Raw genomic sequence first — 19,821 nt, forward strand, 5'->3', positions numbered from 1 at the left:
GACCAGGCATGGCAGCCGTACTCCGCACCTGTCGTACGGGGAGGGCGGACCGCAGTGGCCTCGGTTGTACGGGCGTTGTACGGGTCCGGCGCGTGTCCCGGTTCCCGCGAGTCGCGTTGGACATGGACCGGTGGCAGGCGCGGCCGTGGCGGGGCGTGGAGCGGGACGGGAAGGGCGTGGGACTGTGGGGACGGTACGGGACGTACGGGAGACGCGGACAGGGCGGGGCACGAAAGCGAAGGACGCGAGGGCTGATCGGTCTGATCTGTCGGGCGCGTGGGCGGCGTACGGGGTGCTGTTGCAGCACCTGCGGAAGCGGGCCGGGTTGAGCCAGCAGGAACTCGGGGAGGCGATCGGCTACTCGCTGGAGCAGGTCGCGTCGGTCGAGCAGGGGCGCCGACCGGCGAAGGCGGCGTTCACTGCGGCGGCGGAGCGGGCGTTGGAGGCGGACGGGGTTCTGGAGGCGCTTCAGGGGGAGGTGGATCGGGCGAAGTTGCCGAGGTTCTTCAGGAACTTTGCGCTGATCGAGGCGGAGGCAGTGAGCCGGTTCGACTTTGAGCCCCTGCTGATCCCTGGGTTGTTGCAGACAGAGGCGTACTCGCGAGTCCTTTTCTCCGGACACTGCCCGCCCCTGAGCGAGGAGATCATCGATCAGCACACGGAAGCACGGCTGGGTCGGCAGAAGCTACTGACGCGAGTGCCGCTCGCGGAGCTGTCGTTCATCATCGGCGAGGAGGCGCTGCGAAATCCAGTGGGAGGCAGCGAGGTCTTGCGTGGACAATGGCAACACCTACTGCAAGTAGGAGCGTTGCGGAACGTAGAGGTCCAGATCATGCCTGCCGCAAGCGGGTTCCACTCCGGTCTGAACGGATCGTTCGTGGCGCTGCAGACCCAGGAGCACCGGCAGCTTGGCTACATCGAGTCTCAAGAAGTCGGGTGCGTCATCCATGATCCCGCAGAGGCCAGTGCTCTCGGGCTGCGGTATGGCAAGCTGCGATCGCAGGCTCTGAACGGCGTCGAGTCTGCGCGGCTCATCGAACGGTTGGTGGGAGAAACATGAGCATGGAGCAGGTATCCGAGAACGTGGACGAGCTGCACTGGTGCAAGAGCAGCTACAGCGGCTCGGGAGGCGGCAACTGCGTGGAGGTGGCCGCCGGCCTGGACGCCGTGTACGTACGGGACTCGAAGGTCATGGATGGCGGGCCGGTGCTGCGGGTCGGCCGGGGCGAGTGGGCGGCGTTCGTGACACTCACCGTGGAGTAGGGACGAGTACGGCTCCAGAGGGGAACAACGGGCTCACTCTCGTCACTTGAGGTGACGTAAGTGAGCCCGTTGCTATGCCGACGGCTCAGAACAGGGCGCCCTCAGCGCCCTCACCGAAATCCGACCCACCTCGCACGGCGAGCTGCACCTTGCGTTTCCGAACGGCCTCGGTGGACGGCGGTGGCAGGTCGGAGTGCTCCTCCCTCGCCTTCTTCTCCGTTACGCCCTTGTGGAGCCCGAGGTGGACTTCGTCGGCGTATGCCTGGTGGTTCAACTGGCGGAGACGGTCAATGATTTCGGTTCGGGCGAGGAGGCCAATGGTGTAGCGAGTGCCTTGATCGGTCTCATGGAAGCCGTGATCGAGAGGAAAGGACTCATGAACCGGGTCAGCGGGCGGCGTCTGCCCGGCGTCGTCCAGAAGGTCATGCCAGCCGTATGCTTCGATAGTTGCCTTGTCGATCTCTTCGTGGATACGGCGCAGCTCGATGACATCTTCGTCGTCGCATTGCGGATCATGGAAGAGGTTGTAGGCGCGAGTAAGGCCCATTCCGCGCGCACACATGAGCTCGTTTCGATAGGCGTCAAGACGTTCACCAATCTCGCGCAGCCGAGTAGTAAAATTCGGCCGCTCAAGGGTTTCGAAAACGTCGGTCGGCGTGTATCGAAGGCCGGCCCCTACTCCGATTGTTGAACATCTGTCAACGGTCCACCAATAGTGCAGAGAACTACTGAGCGTCGCAAACAGTGCCGCGTCATCCGACGCGAACACGCCGAGGGTGTTAGAGAATACTTGCCCTGTGGATACCATCGCCGGCATGACAACCTTACTCACCAATGCGATAACGATGCACCGATCCAAAGGCGCGATAGCGTTCACCATCGACAACTGCTTCTCAGCGAACTGCCACCACCGCTCCCGATACACCTTGCGGTTGCTCTGGTCTCGCTCAGGCTTCACTTCAGCCAGAACTTGACGATACGCCTTCTCATAGACTTGAGCCTGATTCAAAGGCCAGTCATGGAAGTTGATGATCCACCGCTCAGTTCCGTGCTTTACATGGGTGTTTACATCCTGACCATTGAGGAATGGGCGCAGAATATCCCGGTACCGCGTATCTTCCTCAAGCCACGCGCGAGCCTCGCGCTCAGGCAGGGTGAAGCCCAGGCCAAGTACTACAGATCCCTGGAAACACACACCTCGACTTCTAAACAGAGCCTCGGCCCAATTCCGCTCCCGACTGGCCGGATTCAATGACGTTGAGATGCCGCCGGGCACCGGAACACCGTTCAGTACAGTGGTAGCCCGGCTGACAGGTATGATTCGGCTCGTCCATACTGCACAGTATTCGAGTAGGGCAGATCTTGAAGGCCAGGGTGCACTCTTGACAGCCCGACGGATCACCACGCCACGACTCTCCAGTTGGTCAAGACCGACCTCGCGCGTGTCACCCTGGGCCAGGGTGTTGGTGGCGATTAGCCCCGTCTGCCCACCAGAATTAAGTAGAGAATTAACGCACAGTGCGAAGTAGGCAATGAGGTCAGCACTGCCTCGCCTGCCGTGGGCGACATATTCGACCAAATATTCTCGGTACGCCTCACCCAGTGGGCCCGTAAGTTTTTTCCCTCCCAAGAATGGGGGGTTACCCACAACCGCATCAAACCCGTCCCTCAAAGAAAAGACCTCGGGAAACACCAACGGCCAATGCACCGGCCGCCGCTCCAACGCCCCCTCCGGCAGCTCCGCCCCCAGCCACTCCTCCGCCGTAGCCCGAGCCTCCCGCACCACCTCGGAGTCGTCCTCGACCCCGTCCTCCATGATCTGCTGCACGATCAACGCAGCCCGAGGGAACAGATCCCGAACCCGCGCCCCGCCCTCCTCCTCGTACCAGGGCACCCGCCCCGAAGCACAAGTAGCAATCGCCGCCCCCGCGATCAGGTCGCCCACCAGCCGCAGTCGCCGCGAGTGCCGGTTGACCTCGTCCAGGCGCTCCCGCTTCCGCTTCAGTGCCATCAAGTCCACGCCCTTGATCGCGGTGATCGCCAGGCGCTCCTGCGTCAACTGGTCCACCAACTGCCGTGCCTGCTCAGCCAGGATGTCGGCCTGCTGCGTCGGCTTCATGTGGACGCCCTGGATCTGCTCCATGCTGTGCACACCCAGCAGCGAGTCGCCGCACACCAACCGGTCGTCCAGGAACGTGAACGGGCGGCCCGGGTCCATGGACACCAGCCACAGCGACAGCTTGGCCATCTCCACGGCCATCGGGTTGATGTCCACGCCGTAGAGGCAGTGTTCGATGATCTGGCGGCGGGCCTCGACCACCACCGGGTCCTGCTCCGCGTCAGCGGCCGTGACCGCGTCCACGGCGCGGCCCGCCCGATACGCCATCGCGTCCGCGCGGCCCTCGGACTCCCACGCCTCTATCAGGCGATCACCCAGGTAACGGCAGGCCGCCACCAGGAACGCCGCTGAGCCCATCGCGATGTCCGCGACCTTCAGGTCGAGAATCTGGTCCGCCGACTTCAGCCGCCACTCCCCCGTGTCCGCCGTCTGAAGCGGCCCCGGCTCGTACACCAGCGGTTCCAGCGCGTGCAGCACGACCTCCTCCGCCAGGAAGCGGGGCGTGTAGTGCGTGCCCGTGTTCTTCCTCAGCGAGGACTCCGTGACGTACAGCGCGCCGTTCGGGATGACCGTCGGCAGGCCTCGCAGGTCGTCACGGAGAATGCCGACGAAGGGCAGCAGTCGTTCTGTCAGCGCCGGGTCCTTGGTCACCGCGTTCAGACGGCGGCGGGCCTCGGCCGTGCCCTCCGCGCCCGACGCGGCCAGCCTCTTCTCCAACTGGCCGACCGTCGCGGGGGGCTTCGGGTCCTTCCACTTCTCGTGGACGGACTGCGCGAGCGTCTTCAACGAGCCGCCGGCCTTCGCCGCCAGCGACTCCAGCTCCCGGAGCGGCACCTCGTGTTCCAGGCCCTCGGGGCCGATCAGCCCCACCATGTGCTCAGTCGCCCGGCGTCCGTCGAAGGAGAGCAGGCCCTCGTACACGTAGCCGATCTGCTCGACGTCCAGCGCGCGGAAGCTGAGCGTGCGGACCTCGCGGTCCTTGCCCTTGCCGACGCGGACCTCCTGCACCGCCTGGAGCATGTGCAGGACCGTGCGGTCGTCGATCGGCAGGAGCGGAGTCGTGCGCTCCAGCCACGGGTACTTGTCCGGGTCGAAGATCGAACCGTCGTACGCCGGGAGGTGGAAGTCCGAGCCCGGGTGGTCCACTCCCCCGTGCACGGCGTGGAAGAGGGCTATGAGGCGGTGCCATGCCGACGTCGTGTGTTCGAGTGACGTCTCGCCTTCCTCGTCCGCCCGCGCCTTCAGTTCGTCGCGCAGGAAGCGGGCCGAGTACGAGCGGGCGTAGACCTCGTTGTCCGCCGGAAGCAGGGCTCGTTCCTCGGCGAAGAGGAGGAAGACGATGCGCATCATGACCGCCACCGCGCCGCGGTAGACGTCGCTCGCGGGTACGCCCGACGCGTGCAGGCCCGGCGCCCCGTGCTCGATAGCCCGTACGTCCGCCCGGCCGATGGCGTCCACGAGGAGTTCGACGGCCTGGCGGACCTGGACGCCCAGCGCCTCGGTGACGTCCTCGCCCGCCGCGAGGCTCGCCTTGAGCAGGCCGACCAGCGTCTCGGCCTCGTCGTACTCGAAGAAGCGACGGCGGCGCAGCAGGGAGACGAACGCGCGGACCACATTGCGTTCGGCGGCCTCGTTCCAGCCGATGGAGTCGAAGACGGCCGTCGTCGTGACACCGCCGAGCGGGGCCCACACCAGGCACCACCAGCGGCCGTCGGTGACGAGGCCGAGCGGTACGCCGTGGTGGCGCAGGAGGCGGGCCAGACGGTCGGCGGGGGCCGCGGACCAGTCGCCCCCGCCACCTGCGCGGGCTGTGGGCACGGTGCCGGCCGGGACCGTCATGCCGAGCAGCCGCACCCGCTTGGTGGCAGCCTCGACGCTGGGCTCGGTGGCCAGGTCGGTGCCCGGATCGGCCAGCGCGAAGTCGGGGCGGACCTCTGTGTTGTGCTCGGCGACGCGCAGAGTGAGGCGGTCCAGGCCGTGGTGCTCGGAGTCACCTATTCGAAGCGTCAGGGCGTCGTTCCAGCCCAGCAGGCGGCCCAGGACGTACGCCACCCACTCGTCGCGCCCGGCAACGGTGTCGGTCTGCCAGTCGGCGTGACGGGCGCGCAGCCGGGCGCGCTCGTCCTTCTCCAGGGTGTCGAGCTGGGGCCAGGCGCGCAGCAGGACGGGCATGGTCAGGAAGGGGCCGGAGACCTCGGTGAGGTCCAGCCACTCCTGGTGCTGCCGGCGGCCGTCGGCGGCCTGGGCCTTGGCGGCGGCTACTCCACGGCTCATGGGGCGGCGGGGGCTCATCGGCGGGCTTCCTTTGCGGGGATCACGAAGACGACGGCGGCGGGGAAGAGGTGCGAGCGGGGTTCGCGGTAGCGGGCGGCGATGGCGGCGAATTCACGCTCGCGCTCGGCGGGGAGGCCTTCGAGGCGTTCCTGCCAGCGGCGGCGGTCGTCCTCGAACTGGCGGCGTTCGTGGCCGGTCAGCTCGTGGGTGGAGAGGAGGGCGAGCTGTTCGCCTTCGCCGTCGCCCTCCTCCTTGAGCTTGGCCCGCAGGGTGGCCTCGAAGCGGTCGAGGGTGGCGGTGATGCGGCGCTCCTCCTCGGCCCGACGGTCGGCGAGGCGGCTCTCCAGCTGGCGGCCGAGTTCTGCGGCGCGGGCCTCAAGGGACCGGTAGAGCGGGTCGCGGAGGCGCGGCCAGGCCTCGGTGAGTTCTCCGCGCAGGTGCGGGGCGGCTTCGGTCCCGTCGGTGAGGGCCTGGGACAGGACCCTGCCCTGTTCGCCGACCGACTCCCAGCGGCGGAAGCGACCCGTGTCGCCGAACCAGCCGCCCGCGTACAGGACTTCCTCGTGCAGGCGGGTGCCGTCGGTGCCGACGAGGACGTAGCGGGCGTAGGCGGAGACCAAAGTGGTGGTGAGCGCCGGGTCGTCGGAGACGACGGCGGTGACGCGGTGCAGGCCGACCGAGTCCGCGTTCCAGACGGCGGCGGTGAGCAGGCGCGTCGAGAGTGCGACGAGCGGGTGCTTGAGATGGGCGAGGACCACGTCGTCACGGCCGTGGGCGGCGACCGCCGGGGAGAAGGTGAGCGGGCGCTGCTCGCCCTCGCGGAGCTTGTGGGCGAGGCCGCGCGTCGCTCGCTCCCAGCTACCGGAGAGGGGCTGTACGTCGAACAGGTCACCCGGCTCGAAACCGTCACCGTGCGCGGGCAGAAGGGCGGGCTGGTGGTCGAGGTCCAGGGCCGTGTCGACGACGCGCTTGACGTTCGCCGGCGTCAGACCGAGGGCGGCGACCGTGTCCTCGTACTGATCGGCGAGTCTTCTGGTCTGCGCGGTGACGTTCTGCTCGGGGGCGACCTCGCCGCCGGTGCGGCGGCCCTTGATCGGTCTGGGCTTGGCGTTCTCGATGTCGACGGGCGCCGTGTCACCGGTCATGCGGCGCTGCACGGCATCGGCGAGGACGGCGTTGACGGAGCCGAGGTCGTGCTCCATGCGCGCGACCTTCTTGGCGACGCGGGAGAGGAACTCGAGGTCGGCCTCGTAGGAGCCCGCCTGCGCCTCCTGCCATCCGGAGCCGATGAAGTGGGTTATCTCCGGGTCCTGCTTCTGGCCCCAGCGGTCGATGCGGCCTATTCGCTGCTCGAGCTTGTTGGGGTTGAAGGGTATGTCGTAGTTGATCAGGCGGTGGCAGTGGTTCTGGAGGTCGATGCCCTCGCCGGCGGCGTCGGTGGCGAGCAGGATGCGGACCTTGCCCTCGGGGAGTGAGGGGTCCGCCTGGAAGCCGAGACGGATGCGCTCGCGCTCCTCGGCGGCCAGGCCGCCGTGCAGGCGCTCGACGCGGCCGCCATCGGTCAGCTTCTCCTGCTGGAGGAGGTCGTGGAGCCATTCCTGGGTGTCGCGGTACTCGGTGAAGACGACGACCCGCTCGTCCGTCCACTTCTTGCCGTCGGGACGGCATACGGCCTTGAGTGCGCGGATGAAGGCCTCGGCCTTGGAGTCGGGGGCGGCCTCATGGGTGAGGGCCCAGCGCTCCATCTCCTGGAGCAGGTCGAGTTCTTGGCCGTCCTCGGCCGGGGTCAGGGAGGTGGAGCGGGTGAGGGCGTCGTCCTCCGCGTCGACCAGGCCGGTGTCGTCGAGGTCGGCGACCAGGTCGGCGAACTCCTCCAGCCACTCGGGGACCTCGGCGGCGGCCGTGCGTCCGCCGCGCGCCGGTCCGGTGTCCTCCAAGTGGGAGAGGTAGACCCGGACGGTGTGGAGGAAGGCCGCCGGGGAGGAGAAGAGTCGTTTCTTCAGGAGCAGGGTGACCAGGTCGGCGGCGCGACGGCCGCCACGGGCCTTCGGCGTGAGCTTCTGACGGCGCTGTTCGGCGAACGAGCCGAGCAGCCGGTGGATCTCGCGCTCCTGCGGCGTGTATTCCACGGGCAGTTCGAGGGTCTTGCGGGTGCGGAAGCGGGGCGTGCCGTCGGCGTTGGTGACGGTGGACTTCAGCCGCCGTACGACGGTGTCGCCGAGCGCTTCCTTGTCGGGGTCGACGCCGCGGGCGAAGCGCTGGTCGTCGATGAGTTCGAGGAGGGCCGTGTACGACTCCGGATAGCCGTTGTGCGGGGTGGCGGAGAGGAAGAGCCGGTGCTCGAAGTGCGGGACAAGACGCCGGAGCAGCTTGGTCTGCTGAGAGTCGACCGCGTAGACCTGCTTGGGCGCGGCGGGTGCGACGTGATGGGCTTCGTCGAGGACGAGCAGGTCGAAGAAGCGCTTGTGCTCGCCGTCGGAGCTCTCCTCGGGGGAGCCGATGACCTCGTCGAGGAGACGCTGGGCCTTCTGGCCGCGCAGCCAGGGCAGGGAGACGATGGTCAGCGGGTGTACGCGGAAGGGGTTGGCGGCCGTGCCGTGGGTGCGGCGCAGGCGGGCGCAGTGCTCGGAGTCGACGATGGTGAACTCCAGGCCGAACTTCTCGGCCATCTCGTCGCGCCACTTGAGGGTGAGGCCGGCCGGACAGATGACCATGGTGCGCCGGGCGCGGCCGCGCAGCATCAGTTCCTGGACGACGAGACCGGCCTCGATGGTCTTGCCGAGCCCCACGTCGTCGGCGAGCAGGAGGTTGACGCGGGGGGCGCCGACGGCGCGCGAGACCGGTTCCAGCTGGTACGGCTCGACTGCGACGCCCGAACGGAACGGCGCCTGAAGCGTCTTGCCGTCGGCCGATGCCACGGCGGACCAGCGGACGGCGTCGAGGAAGGCGGCGAGGCGATTCGGGGAGTCGTACTGGCCTGAGGTGGCGTCGGGAAGCGAGCCGGCGGGCAGCACGCGACGGCCGGGCTCGACCTCCCAGATGACGGAGAGGGTGTCGCCGAAGCGGCCGTCGGCGACGGATTGGAGGTGGATGAGAGTGGCGCGTCCGCGCGCGTTGTCGCCGTCGGCGGCCGGGGACGGCTCGACGCGGGCGACGACCCAGGACTGGCCGCGCACCTCGACGAGGTTGCCCTCCTCGGGGAGGCGTTCCGCCTCCGCCCGCTCGGTCCGGCGCTGAACTGCTGACGTCATGGGCGCTGTTCCCCTCGGTGACTCCGCTGCCGCCCGTAGACAGTCGCCTGTCTCCCCACCGGTACGACGCCAACGGAGATTAACACGCAGCTCGAACTGTGAACAGAGCTCACAAGGCCTACTGACGAACGTATTTGACGGTTGTTCAGGTCATACGGTTGAGCCGCTCCAGCAGGGAACGACTGCGTCCGCGCCGGAAACCCTCCGCCCGCTGGTTCTCTTCCTCGTCGTCGGCCAGGCGCCGCAACAGTTCGGCAGCGGCGTGCCGTTGCCCTGTGCGGACCAACAGGACAGCGATCTCGTACCGCGTGTCCAGCACCGCGGGGTCATCCGGGCCGAGCAGGCTGCGCTGTTCGGCCAGGACCGACCTCAGCTCCTCCAGCGCCTCGCGGCTGCGGCCGAGCGCGCCGCTGCACAGGGCGGCGCCGACCCGGGCGGCGAGGCGATCGGCGCGGCCGAGGCCCGGGGTGGCCATGAAGTCCTCGTACTCCTCCAGGGCTCGGGCCGGATGTCCTGCCCGACACAGGGCGGCCATCTCGGCGAGGCGCGGGTGCGCGAAAGTCGTAGTGGCGCTCATGCCAGACGGTGACTGCACCTGTGTCCGCGCCGGGGACCAGGCGGCGAGCAGGGCGGCCACCTCCTCCGCGGATGCCGGCCGGTCCTCCGGCCTCTTCTCCAGCAGTGCCTCTACGAGCTTGCGCAGGCCGTCCGGTACTTCGGGGCGGCGCTCGGCGAGCGGGGGTACCGGCTCGCTCGCGTGCCGGTGGTACAGCATGAAGGGGCTCGCGTCGGTGAACGGCGGTTCTCCGGCGAGCAGTTCGTACAGGACGCAGCCGAGTGAGTAGAGGTCGCTCGCGGGAACCGTCTTGCCGACCGCCTGCTCGGGGGCCATGTAGACGACGGTTCCGGGGGTCGCGTTGGCGGCGGTGAAGCGGGTCTCGCCGGGCTGGGGTTCGAGAGCGGCGGCGACACCAAAGTCAAGAACCTTCACCTCACCGTCCGGGGTGATCATCAAGTTGGACGGTTTGAGGTCACGGTGCACGACGCCCTCGCCATGGGCGTAGGCCAGCACATCGGCTACGCGCCGCGCGACGTCCGCTGCATGCTCGACGGACAGTGGGCCGTCGCTCGCGAGGACGGAGTCCAGCGCGCGACCCGGCACGAGATCCATGACGAGGTACAGGTCGCCCTCATGGCTGCCGTGATCGTGGACGGCGGGGATGCCGGGGTGCTTCAGGCGGCTGGTGAGACGCGCCTCCCGCAGGAACCGGCGCTCCAACGTGCCGCGTTCGGCACCGGGGCCGCGAGGCGGGAGGAGCTTGACGGCCACTTCCCTGCCTTGATCACGCTCGTACGCCGCCCAGACGACCCCCATACCGCCGCGGCCCAACTCCCGCGTTAACTCGTACCGCCCAAGGCTTCGCCGCATCGCGCCCGTCCCCAGTTCCGGCGCCCGCAGCGCCCGTCACCGCCCCTCGGGCCGGGAGTGGCACAACGCCTCCGGCCGACGCGATCATCCTCTCACTGTTCACACGGGTTTCGGCCCCTGCGGAACGACGAAGGGCCTGCGGGGGTCCTCGGGCAGGGATCGGCGGACGGCCGTCTCGGGCGCCGGAGCCGGGAGGTAGGGGGCGAGCGCCGCGTACACCTCGGCGGCGGAGGCGGGCCGGTCCTCCGGGCGCTTCGCGAGCAGGGCCGTCATCAGGTCCTGGAGGCCGCCGGGAACGCGGACGCCCGTATCGGAGACGAGGGGCGGGGCCGAGCCCAGGTGGTGCGAGGCCAGGAGCGCCGGCTGGTCGGTGGCGAAGGGAGCGCTGCCCGTGAGCATGTGGTGCAGCAGGCAGCCCACGGCGTAGAGGTCGCTGCGTCCGTCGAGCGGATCACGGGCCGCGAGCAGTTCGGGCGACGCACATAGGATGTTGCCGATGCCCTCGCCCGTCATCGTGAGGCGCGGGTCGGTGTCGCTCAGCAGCTTCACCAGTCCGAAGTCGAGGATCTTGACGACGCCGTCCCGCCGGACCATGACGTTCTGCGTCTTCAGATCGCGGTGCACGAGGCCCGCCGCGTGGACCGCCGACAGCCCGGCACACAACTGCGCGGCGACGGCCGCCGCCGTGGGCACGTCGAACCGCTCGTCCTCCTGCTGGTCGAAGAGGTGCTCCAGCGTGGCACCCTCGATCAGTTCCATGACCAGGCAGCAGGTGTCATCCGTGATCGACGCGTCGAAGACCGTGGTGATGTTGGGGTGGTCGAGGCGTGCCGCGGCCCGCGCCTCCCGCTGGAAACGCGCCAGGGCCTCCTTGCGGCTCTGCGGGACGGCCAGCAGCTCCGCGGCGACCGTCTTCACGGCCACGGGCCGGTCCAGATCCAGGTCACATCCCTGCCACACCTGACCCATCACACCTCGGCCGAGCACCGAACGAAGCTGGTATCGATCGCGCAGCACCACGCCCGACGCGAACTTCTGCATTTCCCCTGCCCTTCACACTTTCCGCACAGCTGACGCACGCTCGCCTTGTGAACTCAGTCAAAGAGCGTAGTAGCCTCTTGGGCAGCAGGCCGCTGGGACGCCTAGAACTCGGTCGGCCGAGCACCTCGGAGGCCGTTCGATGAGCACACCCACAGCCGTACCCGTCAGCCTCGCCGAGATCGCCAGGATCGCGGGCGTGGGGCGCGCGGCGGTGAGCAATTGGCGCCGTCGCCACGATTCGTTCCCCACCCGAATCGGTGGCACCGACGTCAGCCCGCAGTTTTCCCTGTCCGATGTCGAGCGATGGTTGCGGGCGAACGGCAAACTCAAGGACGTCTGCGGCCTCGAACTGCTCTGGCCGCGCATCGAGGCACTGGGCGGCCGGGAGGAGTCCGGCCTGGCCGTCGCCGAAGCGGCGCGCCTGATGCGCGCTCCCCGCGCCAAGAGACCGGCTTTCGACATCTCCCCCGAGGCAGTCGGGCTGGCACGCGAAGCGGCACGACTGGGGCGCGCCGAAGGCCCTCGCCCGACCTTCGAGTTCCTCCTGCAACGCTGGCTCGAGACCCATGTGCGGCAGCTCAGCACCACACCACCCCCGCTGGCCTCGCTGATGGCCCGAATCGCCCTCACCCTCCGGCTCGGTGAGGACGACAGCAGCCTCACGGTCCTCGACCCCGCTTGCGGCACGGGACACCTCCAGGCGGCAGCGGCTGAGGAGTACGAGGGGGCGGACCTGACCCTGCTGGGCTGCGAACGGGACCCGGCACTCGCCGCCCTCGCCGCTGCCCGCCTGGGCTTCGTGACCGAGCAGCGGGACATCCGTACGGAGACGGCCACGGCCGACGCGCTGCGCGACAACCCGTTCGCCGGGCGACGTGCCGACATCGCGCTGTGCAACCCGCCGTTCAACGAGCGCGACTGGGGCTACGAGGAACTCGCCACCGACCAGCGCTGGACACACGGACTTCCGCCGAGGACGGAGCCGGAGCTGGCCTGGGTGCAGCACGTACTGTCCCACCTCAACCCGGGTGGCACGGCCGTCGTCGTACTCCCGCCCGCCGTCGCCTCACGCAAGGCCGGCCGGCGCATTCGCGGCTCTCTGCTGCGGACCGGAGTGCTGCGAGCGGTGGTGGCCCTCCCATCCGGCAGCGCGCAGCCACACAGCGTGTCCCTCCAGCTGTGGGTCCTGCGGGCGGCTCCGGCCTCCGCCGCCCCCGCTCCTCCGATCCAGGACGCGCTGCTGGTGGATGCCACGCGGTTCGCCCGGCCCGCCCCACGCGAGCCAGGACCCGATTGGGATGCTCTCAGCTCGTTCGTCCTCTCCACCTTGGAATGCCTCGACCGCCCGGACGACGACCTGCCGGAGAGCGCCGTACGCGTCCCACTGATCGACCTGCTGGACGACGAGGTGGATGTCACGCCTGGGCGCTACGTTGCCCCTGGCGCGGAGCCCTCCGGCACGGAACTCGCCGCCGTCGGCACCGAGATGTCGGCCTCTCTGGCAGATCTCGAAAGGCACTTGCACTACCTCTCCAAGCTGTCCTTCGAAGCCGAGGAACCGCACCCCACGACGACGGTCGGTGACCTCGTCAAAGCGGGTGTCCTGACATTGCGCGCCGGACAGCAGCCGCCGGACACCGCAACCGCGCCCGGCGCCGACGCAGTACCCCTGCTCTCCATCCCCGACCTGCTGGCGGACGGTGCCCCCAGCGGACTGATCCCCCGCGAAGCGGCACAGGCCGTCGTCGAGGAGGGGGACGTCGTGGTCGCGGGTGTAGTGCGGGCCTTCAAGGCCTGGGTCCACACAGGGCCACCGATGGCCCTGGGACCCCAGCTCTACGCTCTCCGAGTGGATCCCGAGAAGTCCCACGCCGACTTCCTCGCCGGCTGTCTGCGCGCGCCCGCGAACGGACGCCAGGCGGGCACCCACGCATCCAGCTCGTCCCGGGTCGACATCCGGCGCCTTCAGGTGCTTCAGCTTCCCCTCGAGAAGCAAATGACCTACGTCGAGACCTTCCGCCGTCTCGGCGCCGTGGAGACGCTCCTGACTCAGGTCGCCGACAAGGGCAAGGGCCTGGTGAGCGGAGTGAGCGATCGACTGGCGGCGGGCGGGCTGGTCACCTGAGGGGCACGACTTCCGCACCCGCCATGCGGTCGCTGGGGCGCCCGGCGCCCGGCTAGGGTCTAAGCCGACCGTTTCCCACCCGCGAGAGGTACCCCGATGTCTGAGTCCGTCCCGGACCCGTCCGTCGCTCACTTCGGTCCGGACGGGATGCGTCGCTTCAGCGTGCCCGGCGCCTACAGCGGTCGCCTGCCGGAGGACGCCCTGCGCGCGCTGGCGGGCACCGGTGTACCCCTACATGTCGCCCCGTACTTCACTGTTGCGGCAGAGACGGACGGGCCCACCCTTGGCATGTACGCAGGACATCATGGCGTCTCGGGGCTGGGCAGCGACCCGGCCGACTGGCTGCGCCTGGGGACGGACGGGCTGGCGCATGTGTGTGTACGGCCCGACGGCGCCTTGCAGGCCGTGTTCCTCGGTGACGAAGAGCCTGACATGTACGTCAGCTCCAGCGTCGAGTCCTTCTCACGCTCCCTGGCGGTGCTGGACCGCCGCCGGGCGGAGCTTGCGGCGTCGACGAGTATGCCCGCGGCGGCGGCCGTGTTCCGCGAGCTCGATGCCGAGCTTCGTCGCATCGACCCGGTCGCGTTCGAGTTTCGCGAGAGCTGGTGGCCGCGGGTTGTCGAGGACATCGGCCACACTACGAGTTTCGGCTTCATGGCGACGTTCGAGTACGCGGACACCGACGGCAACAAGCACCTCGTGTCGGAGGCCACCGGTGTGGGGCGCCCTCATCCCGAGGAAGTCGTGTGGCAGCAGCTTTCGGCGCAGGGGGTGGAGCCGGCGCAGGTGCTGCGCGTGTACTGCGACCTTCAGCCCTGCAAGATGCCCGGTCACTATTGCGCCGTATGGACGCAACGCCTCTTCCCGGAAGCGGAGTTCACGCACCGGTTCGACTACGGCACCGACGCGCAAAGCCGTGAACAGGGGCTCATGAGCCTGATGAAGTACGTGGCCGAACAAGCGGGTGGCGAATGAGCGATGCGGCGTGGAAGCGGCCTCCCGCCGGACGGGAGCCGGCGGGAGCTGCGTTGCTGTCGTGGATGGCGGATCCGCAGGCCCCGCGCCTGTGCACGGTTACGGGAAGTGCACACACCGGCAAATCACAACTACTGGCATGGTTGATCGCACATGGAACGCGGCCAGGCACGCCGACGAAGCGCCGCGTGCACGCTTTCGTACCTCTGGCTGGCCAGACAGCGCTGACGGCGTCCCTGATCCTGGCGCAACAGTTGTCGGTCGCAGCCCGTACGCCCGGTGAGCTTGTGGCGGCGTTGAGTCATGACGCGCGCCGCACGATGCTTGTGCTGCCGGATCTGCACGCCGCCGACCCCTTGGAGGAGGTGGCCGAACTGGTTCAGCGGATGCTGGAGTTGGATCAGGTTCGGCTGATCGTGGAGTGCCGCAGCGATGCCGCACTGCACCTGGGGGCGTGCCCCGCGGCCGTCATGAACCTGGACGACCCACAGTGGACGGACAGGGCACGGCACAGCGCGTGGGCCGCAACCCAGGCGCGTCAGCCGGCGACCGCCGACCAGGCGCAGCGGGCATCCGCCCCAGTGGAAGCAGTGGATCTGAGCGACCCGGCTGCCGTCTGTGCTGCTGCGGAGCCCTGGTCCGTCACCGCGCGCTACGAGCGATCCGGCGACGCGCACGGCGGCCTGCGCGTGGCATGGCTGCGTGCTGGGGCGTCGCTGATGCGAGACCAGGCACCGGCCGACCGGGCCCTGGTGTTGCGTGCGGCGCTGGGAGACGACGCCGACCCTCGGCTGGCGGGGCAGCTTGCCGCTCTCGCCGACGGTGCTGCCTGGCATGTGCGCTGGAGCCGTGTCCGCGGTGACCTCATTCCCCCGTGGCCGGGTCCCGCTCGTGCGCTGGCCGCGGGCCGCGGGCATTTGTCAGGAACGCTCGTGGTCGCGGACCACCAGGACACCGTGCGCCTGCTCAAGGATGCGAATGCTCATCCGGTCGGCCGTCTTCCACAACCGGTGGCGCAGCCGCGTGCTGTCGCGGTGCGGCCGGATGGAACCGCGCTGTTGCTGGACGTGCATGGCCATCTACATGTCCAGCATGGTGTGTCGACGCCCAAGCCCACCGGGATCGCCGCGCTCCTGGACAGTGAGCCTACCTTGGAAGAACGGCTCCTGGACGCGATCGGCAACCGCCTGAAGGACGCGCCGGCCACCGCGTTGGCGTGCTGCGACACGGTGATTGCCGTGGGCGATGCCGAGGGGGCGGTCCTCACCTTCTTCGCCGAGGAAGGGAGGTGGTCGCCGCAGAGCGTCTCGTTGCACGAAGGTGCCGTCACTGCCCTGGCCGTGATGGACCTCCCGGATGCGCATGCCAATGCCGCCGTGCCGTTGCTGTACAGCGGCGGCGCCGACGGGCGCGTTCGAGCCTGGCGGACGAACGCCGAGCCGCTGCCGACAGCCGTGGCCGCACGTCCCGCGCCGGTGACCTCGCTGGCCGTCGGCCATACCGATGTGGGCCTGGCACTGGCTATCGGCTGGTCGGACGGGCTGGTCGAACACCGCTTCCTGGAGACGGCCGCAGTGCGCACCTTCCGGCCCGGCGCGTCCGTGTCCGCACTTGCGTTGTTGTCCGATGGCGGCCTGGTCGTGGGCACGGACGAGGCTCTGTTCTGCCTGCGGGCCGTGTAGACGTCGTCGAGCGGGAGTCGGCATGTCACAGTCACGCCATAGCCGCCAGTGACCCCTTGCGTCCCAGCCAGTACTGCTCGTTAGAGTTTTCGAGCATCGTGTCTGTGCGCAGAGGGGGCTACGGGGATGGGCTACACGATTCCGGGCTGGCTGGACGAGGTCCTGGACTTCATCGGGATCAACTTCCCGAACGTGGACGAGGACGACTACCGCGAGATGGCAACCGCCATGCGGGAGTTCGCTGAACAGTTCGAAGGTCACGGCGGTGACGCGCACAAGGCGTTCTCGCGCATTCTGTCGTCCTCCGAGGGCTGGGCCGTCGACTCGATGGAGAAGCACTGGAACCAGGTCAAGGGCAGCCATCTGGAAAAACTCCCCGAGCTGGCCCGGCTGTTCGCGGACGCCTGCGACGTCCTCGCCGACATCATCTTTGGGATGAAGACCAAGGCCGAGATCGAACTCGCGGTCATGGCCGGGTCCGTGGGCGTGTCCATGGGGCTCGCCGTGGTCACCGGCGGCCTGTCTGCGCTGATCGGCGCGGCCGAAATCACGGCGATGCGACAGGTCGTTAAGCGCATCATCGACGAGGCGGTAGACCGGATCGTCGATGAGGTCATCGCCAAAATCACGGAGCCGATCAACGCCAAACTCGAGTCCATGGTCGAGGACATGGTCCTCGACCTGGCCGAAGGGGCGTTCCACATGCCGGCCGACACGGGCGACGGCAAGACCGGCCACGGCGGCATGCAGCTCGCCTCGGCCGACGGCGCCGGCAGCCCGGGCGGTTCGAAGAAACGCACCTACATCGACCACATCGAGTTCGAGGACGGCGCCGACAAGGTCGCCGGGCACGGCACGCACCTCAAAGGGACCTCCACGCATCTGTCCAAGGCCCGGGGTGCCTTCGGCCGGAGCAAGGGCCGCGACCCCTTCACCAACGTCTTCGACCCGGTCTTGCACGGCGGCCTCAAGGGCGCTGAGAAGGCTCTGAACAAGATCGGCGACCACATAGCGGAGTCCATACCCAAGCGGGTGAAGGGTGCCTCGGCCCTGCACAAGGGCAAAGACCACGAGGTCCGCGACCGCGCCAACCAGGTCAGGACGGACAGCGCCAAGACCGACGGCCCCAAGCGGGACGTGCCGATGTACCTGCTCAACACCAGCGGCCACGTGGACCGCTTGCACGCCGACGGCACCCGGACCCGCGTCACCGGCCAGGAAGCGGATCTGCCGGACATCGTCGGCGGGGACGGCAAGGTGTGGCGCTACCGCTCAACGGACAAGGGCAGCAATCCCTATCCGGTGGACACCAAGAAGGAAGACAACGCCGTCGAGTCCCGGCGACTGGACCCGGACGAGACGCACCCGCTCGCGGAAGCCACCCAGCTGGCCCGCTATGCAAAGGGCGACTACGCCAACGGCAACTATGCAGCCGTGCACTACACGGACTCGAACGGCAATCCGTTCATCCTGGTCGGGCACAGCCAAGGCGTTCATTCCGAGCGGACGATCGGCTATCCGGTTCTCAGAGACGGCAATCCAGCGGGTGTGGGCGACCTCTACACCGAACGAGAACCTTGCCAAGCAGCTAGTTCATGGTGTGACAAGTGGATCGGCGAGCACTTCGGCTCGGATCTGGAGGTCACGCACTCGCACAGCTACGACCAGAGCCTTGATGAGAATGGCAAGCAGGACCGCAAGAAGGACGTCGAGCACACAGCGTTCAAGGACAACCTGAAAGAATGGCACCGTCAGCACGGTCTGAGTGCCGGAATGATGACGGAATCGGACGGTGCGGCCATGGAGGCCGCGAGGAAGCGCAAGTGAGGCGAGCGAGTGCTCTTCAACGTTGACCATGACACGCTGGCGAACGTCAGCCTGGTGGAGGATGTCACCCGCCTGCCCGAGGCGACGGCCCGGCAGTACGGCTTCGACGGCGAGACGCTGGACTTCCTCACCCGCGTGGGGCTGCCCAGCGCCGAGGAGTACGAGATCGGCTTCTATCTGCCCGGCGAGTTCGATGCGGACTTCGTCTGGGACTGCGCGGCCAAGGCCGCTGAGGGCTGGAAGGCCCCGGAGGGCGTCAAAACCGTCGTCAAGATCGGCAACTTCCCGATCAACGCGGTCACGATCGACCCGCGCACGGGCATGGTCTACCAATACACCGAGGGCGGTATGCAGGCCATCGCCATCCACCAGGACATCTCCTCCCTCATGCAGACGACGGCCCTGTTTCTGGACTACATCGGCTCCTACGACGCCGGGAACGAAGACCCGGAGTACGCCGATGCCCGCCGCCGGCGGGAGGTGGAGGCGCTGGTGGCCCGCATTCGCGAGGTGGACCCGCTCCCCTTCGCTCACGAGTACAGCGAATGGGTCGAGCTCTTCGACAACCTGCACGGCGGCATTTATACGTAACGCCACGGTGTCGCCTTCGGCGCGCTCGGCTGACCGCCGGGACTTCAGCCCCATCGCCGTTCATTTCGCCGCCCTGGCTCGGCTGGTGCCGGTCGGCATCTCAGGCGGCAACGGACTGCTTCGCCGCCGCAGGTTCAGTCGCTGAGGAATCGCTGAGCCGCCGCGGCACGTCTCCGCGTCCCGCACCCTGTGGGGCTCGGTAAGTCATCGCTGCAGGTGGGAGCCTACGTTGCCAGGCCCTCCGCGGTGGCTGGGATGCTGCGCGTGTGATCATCTCGATGTTGTACCGGGCCACCCGGGCACTGCTGTCCATACCCGCGGTCCTGCTGCGCCGGGACACGGCCAAGGACGCCGAACTGCTGGTGCTGCGGCACGAAAACTCGGTGTTGCGACGACAACTCAGCGGTCCGGTCCGCTACGAGCCCGCGGACCGGCTCCGGCTGGCCGCGCTGTCGTCGCTGATACCGCGCCGTTGCTGGAGCAGCGTCTTCGCGGTCACTCCGGGGACGCTACCGGCCTGGCACCGCAGGCTGATCGCCAAGGAGTGGGACTACTCCGACCGACGCCGACGCACCGGGCGTCCACCCACGGCGGCCCCGCTCAAGAAGCTGGTGTTGCGCCTGGCGCAGGAGAACCCGCGGTGGGGCCACCGGCGGATTCAGGGCGAACTGGCCCGACTGTCGCACCCGATCACGCCGTCCACAGTCTGGGAGATCCTGCACAAGGCCGGCATCGCCCCCGCCCCGCGCCGCACCGGCCCGAGCTGGCGCGAGTCCCTCACCGCGCAGGCCAAGGAGATCATCACGGCGGACTTCTTCCACGTCGACACAATCACTGGCAGCCGGCTGTACGCGCTGGCGTTCCTCGAACACGGCACCCGCAGACTCCACATCACCGGCGTCACCGCCCACCCCACCGCACAATGGGCGACCCAGCAGGCGCGCAATCTAGCCGATGACCTGGGCAGCCGCGTCGAGTCGCTGCGCTTCGTGCTCCGCGACCGCGACAGCAAGTACACCGGATCCTTCGACGCCGTCTTCGAAGCCGAAGGCATGGACGTGCTACTCAGCGCACCTCAGGCTCGGCACGATCCGCCGCGAGGCACTCGACCACGTTCTGGTCCTGAACGAGGCTCACGCCCGGCAGGTCCTAGGTCGTGTCCGCAATGTCAGGGGAGCCAGAGTTGTAGGCAGGCGATGGTGACGAGGGCTTGGTAGTGGCGGGCGCGTTTGTCGTAGCGGGTG

General features: G+C 68.4%; 11 protein-coding genes and 1 pseudogene. 8 read left to right on the forward strand and 4 right to left on the reverse strand.

Annotated features, from left to right (window positions below):
- Positions 1-184: 184 nt before the first annotated feature.
- Complete coding sequence (locus tag ACIRF8_RS21150; protein ID WP_404216917.1) at positions 185-1,060, forward strand: helix-turn-helix domain-containing protein; 876 nt, start codon at positions 185-187, stop codon at positions 1,058-1,060.
- Positions 1,057-1,263, forward strand: coding sequence for a DUF397 domain-containing protein (locus ACIRF8_RS21155; RefSeq protein WP_404216918.1), 207 nt, complete (start codon positions 1,057-1,059; stop codon positions 1,261-1,263). Before ACIRF8_RS21150 ends, ACIRF8_RS21155 begins: the two co-directional genes overlap by 4 nt.
- Before the next feature lie 85 nt (positions 1,264-1,348).
- Here ACIRF8_RS21155 and ACIRF8_RS21160 read toward each other — a convergent pair whose 3' ends face one another.
- From ACIRF8_RS21160 to ACIRF8_RS21175, 4 genes are all read right to left on the reverse strand, one after another.
- Positions 1,349-5,674 carry an Eco57I restriction-modification methylase domain-containing protein gene (locus tag ACIRF8_RS21160; RefSeq protein ID WP_404216919.1) on the reverse strand — a complete coding sequence of 1,442 codons (4,326 nt, stop codon included), beginning with the start codon at positions 5,672-5,674 and terminating at the stop codon, positions 1,349-1,351.
- Entirely contained in the window at positions 5,671-8,907 is a 3,237-nt protein-coding gene (gene drmD, locus ACIRF8_RS21165) for a DISARM system SNF2-like helicase DrmD (RefSeq protein WP_404216920.1), read from the reverse strand. Before drmD ends, ACIRF8_RS21160 begins: the two co-directional genes overlap by 4 nt.
- Before the next feature lie 145 nt (positions 8,908-9,052).
- Positions 9,053-10,336 carry a protein kinase gene (locus ACIRF8_RS21170; protein ID WP_404216921.1) on the reverse strand — a complete coding sequence of 428 codons (1,284 nt, stop codon included), beginning with the start codon at positions 10,334-10,336 and terminating at the stop codon, positions 9,053-9,055.
- Positions 10,337-10,435: 99 nt separating this feature from the next.
- Complete coding sequence (locus ACIRF8_RS21175; protein ID WP_404216922.1) at positions 10,436-11,377, reverse strand: serine/threonine-protein kinase; 942 nt, start codon at positions 11,375-11,377, stop codon at positions 10,436-10,438.
- Positions 11,378-11,516: 139 nt separating this feature from the next.
- Between ACIRF8_RS21175 and ACIRF8_RS21180 the strand changes: the two genes are divergently transcribed.
- The 6 genes and pseudogenes from ACIRF8_RS21180 to ACIRF8_RS21205 all read left to right on the forward strand — a co-directional run.
- The gene (locus ACIRF8_RS21180) at positions 11,517-13,502 is read left to right on the forward strand and encodes an N-6 DNA methylase (protein ID WP_404216923.1); all 1,986 of its coding nucleotides are present in this window, start codon (positions 11,517-11,519) and stop codon (positions 13,500-13,502) included.
- A 96-nt stretch (positions 13,503-13,598) separates the two neighbouring features.
- Positions 13,599-14,477, forward strand: coding sequence for a nucleic acid/nucleotide deaminase domain-containing protein (locus ACIRF8_RS21185; RefSeq protein WP_404216924.1), 879 nt, complete (start codon positions 13,599-13,601; stop codon positions 14,475-14,477).
- 188 nt (positions 14,478-14,665) lie between these two features.
- Positions 14,666-16,159, forward strand: a complete 1,494-nt coding sequence (locus ACIRF8_RS21190) for a hypothetical protein (RefSeq protein WP_404216925.1) — start codon at positions 14,666-14,668, stop codon at positions 16,157-16,159.
- A 126-nt stretch (positions 16,160-16,285) separates the two neighbouring features.
- Positions 16,286-17,986 carry a nucleic acid/nucleotide deaminase domain-containing protein gene (locus ACIRF8_RS21195; RefSeq protein WP_404216926.1) on the forward strand — a complete coding sequence of 567 codons (1,701 nt, stop codon included), beginning with the start codon at positions 16,286-16,288 and terminating at the stop codon, positions 17,984-17,986.
- 9 nt (positions 17,987-17,995) lie between these two features.
- Positions 17,996-18,577: an SUKH-4 family immunity protein gene (locus tag ACIRF8_RS21200; protein WP_404216927.1), complete on the forward strand. Its 582-nt coding sequence runs from the start codon at positions 17,996-17,998 to the stop codon at positions 18,575-18,577.
- Positions 18,578-18,843: 266 nt separating this feature from the next.
- Positions 18,844-19,729: pseudogene (locus tag ACIRF8_RS21205) on the forward strand (integrase); the annotation flags it as partial.
- Positions 19,730-19,821: the final 92 nt, after the last annotated feature.

Origin of the sequence: Streptomyces sp. NPDC102406 (assembly GCF_044765725.1) — a bacterium.
GTDB lineage: Bacteria > Actinomycetota > Actinomycetes > Streptomycetales > Streptomycetaceae > Streptomyces.

Excerpts from the sequence above, each read along its gene's own strand:
- ACIRF8_RS21155 (WP_404216918.1), top strand. The coding sequence starts at position 1,057 with ATGAGCATGGAGCAGGTATCCGAGAACGTGGACGAGCTGCACTGGTGC.
- ACIRF8_RS21195 (WP_404216926.1), top strand. The coding sequence starts at position 16,286 with ATGGGCTACACGATTCCGGGCTGGCTGGACGAGGTCCTGGACTTCATC.
- ACIRF8_RS21185 (WP_404216924.1), top strand. The coding sequence starts at position 13,599 with ATGTCTGAGTCCGTCCCGGACCCGTCCGTCGCTCACTTCGGTCCGGAC.
- ACIRF8_RS21160 (WP_404216919.1), bottom strand. The coding sequence starts at position 5,674 with ATGAGCCCCCGCCGCCCCATGAGCCGTGGAGTAGCCGCCGCCAAGGCC.
- ACIRF8_RS21175 (WP_404216922.1), bottom strand. The coding sequence starts at position 11,377 with ATGCAGAAGTTCGCGTCGGGCGTGGTGCTGCGCGATCGATACCAGCTT.
- ACIRF8_RS21180 (WP_404216923.1), top strand. The coding sequence starts at position 11,517 with ATGAGCACACCCACAGCCGTACCCGTCAGCCTCGCCGAGATCGCCAGG.
- ACIRF8_RS21170 (WP_404216921.1), bottom strand. The coding sequence starts at position 10,336 with ATGCGGCGAAGCCTTGGGCGGTACGAGTTAACGCGGGAGTTGGGCCGC.
- drmD (WP_404216920.1), bottom strand. The coding sequence starts at position 8,907 with ATGACGTCAGCAGTTCAGCGCCGGACCGAGCGGGCGGAGGCGGAACGC.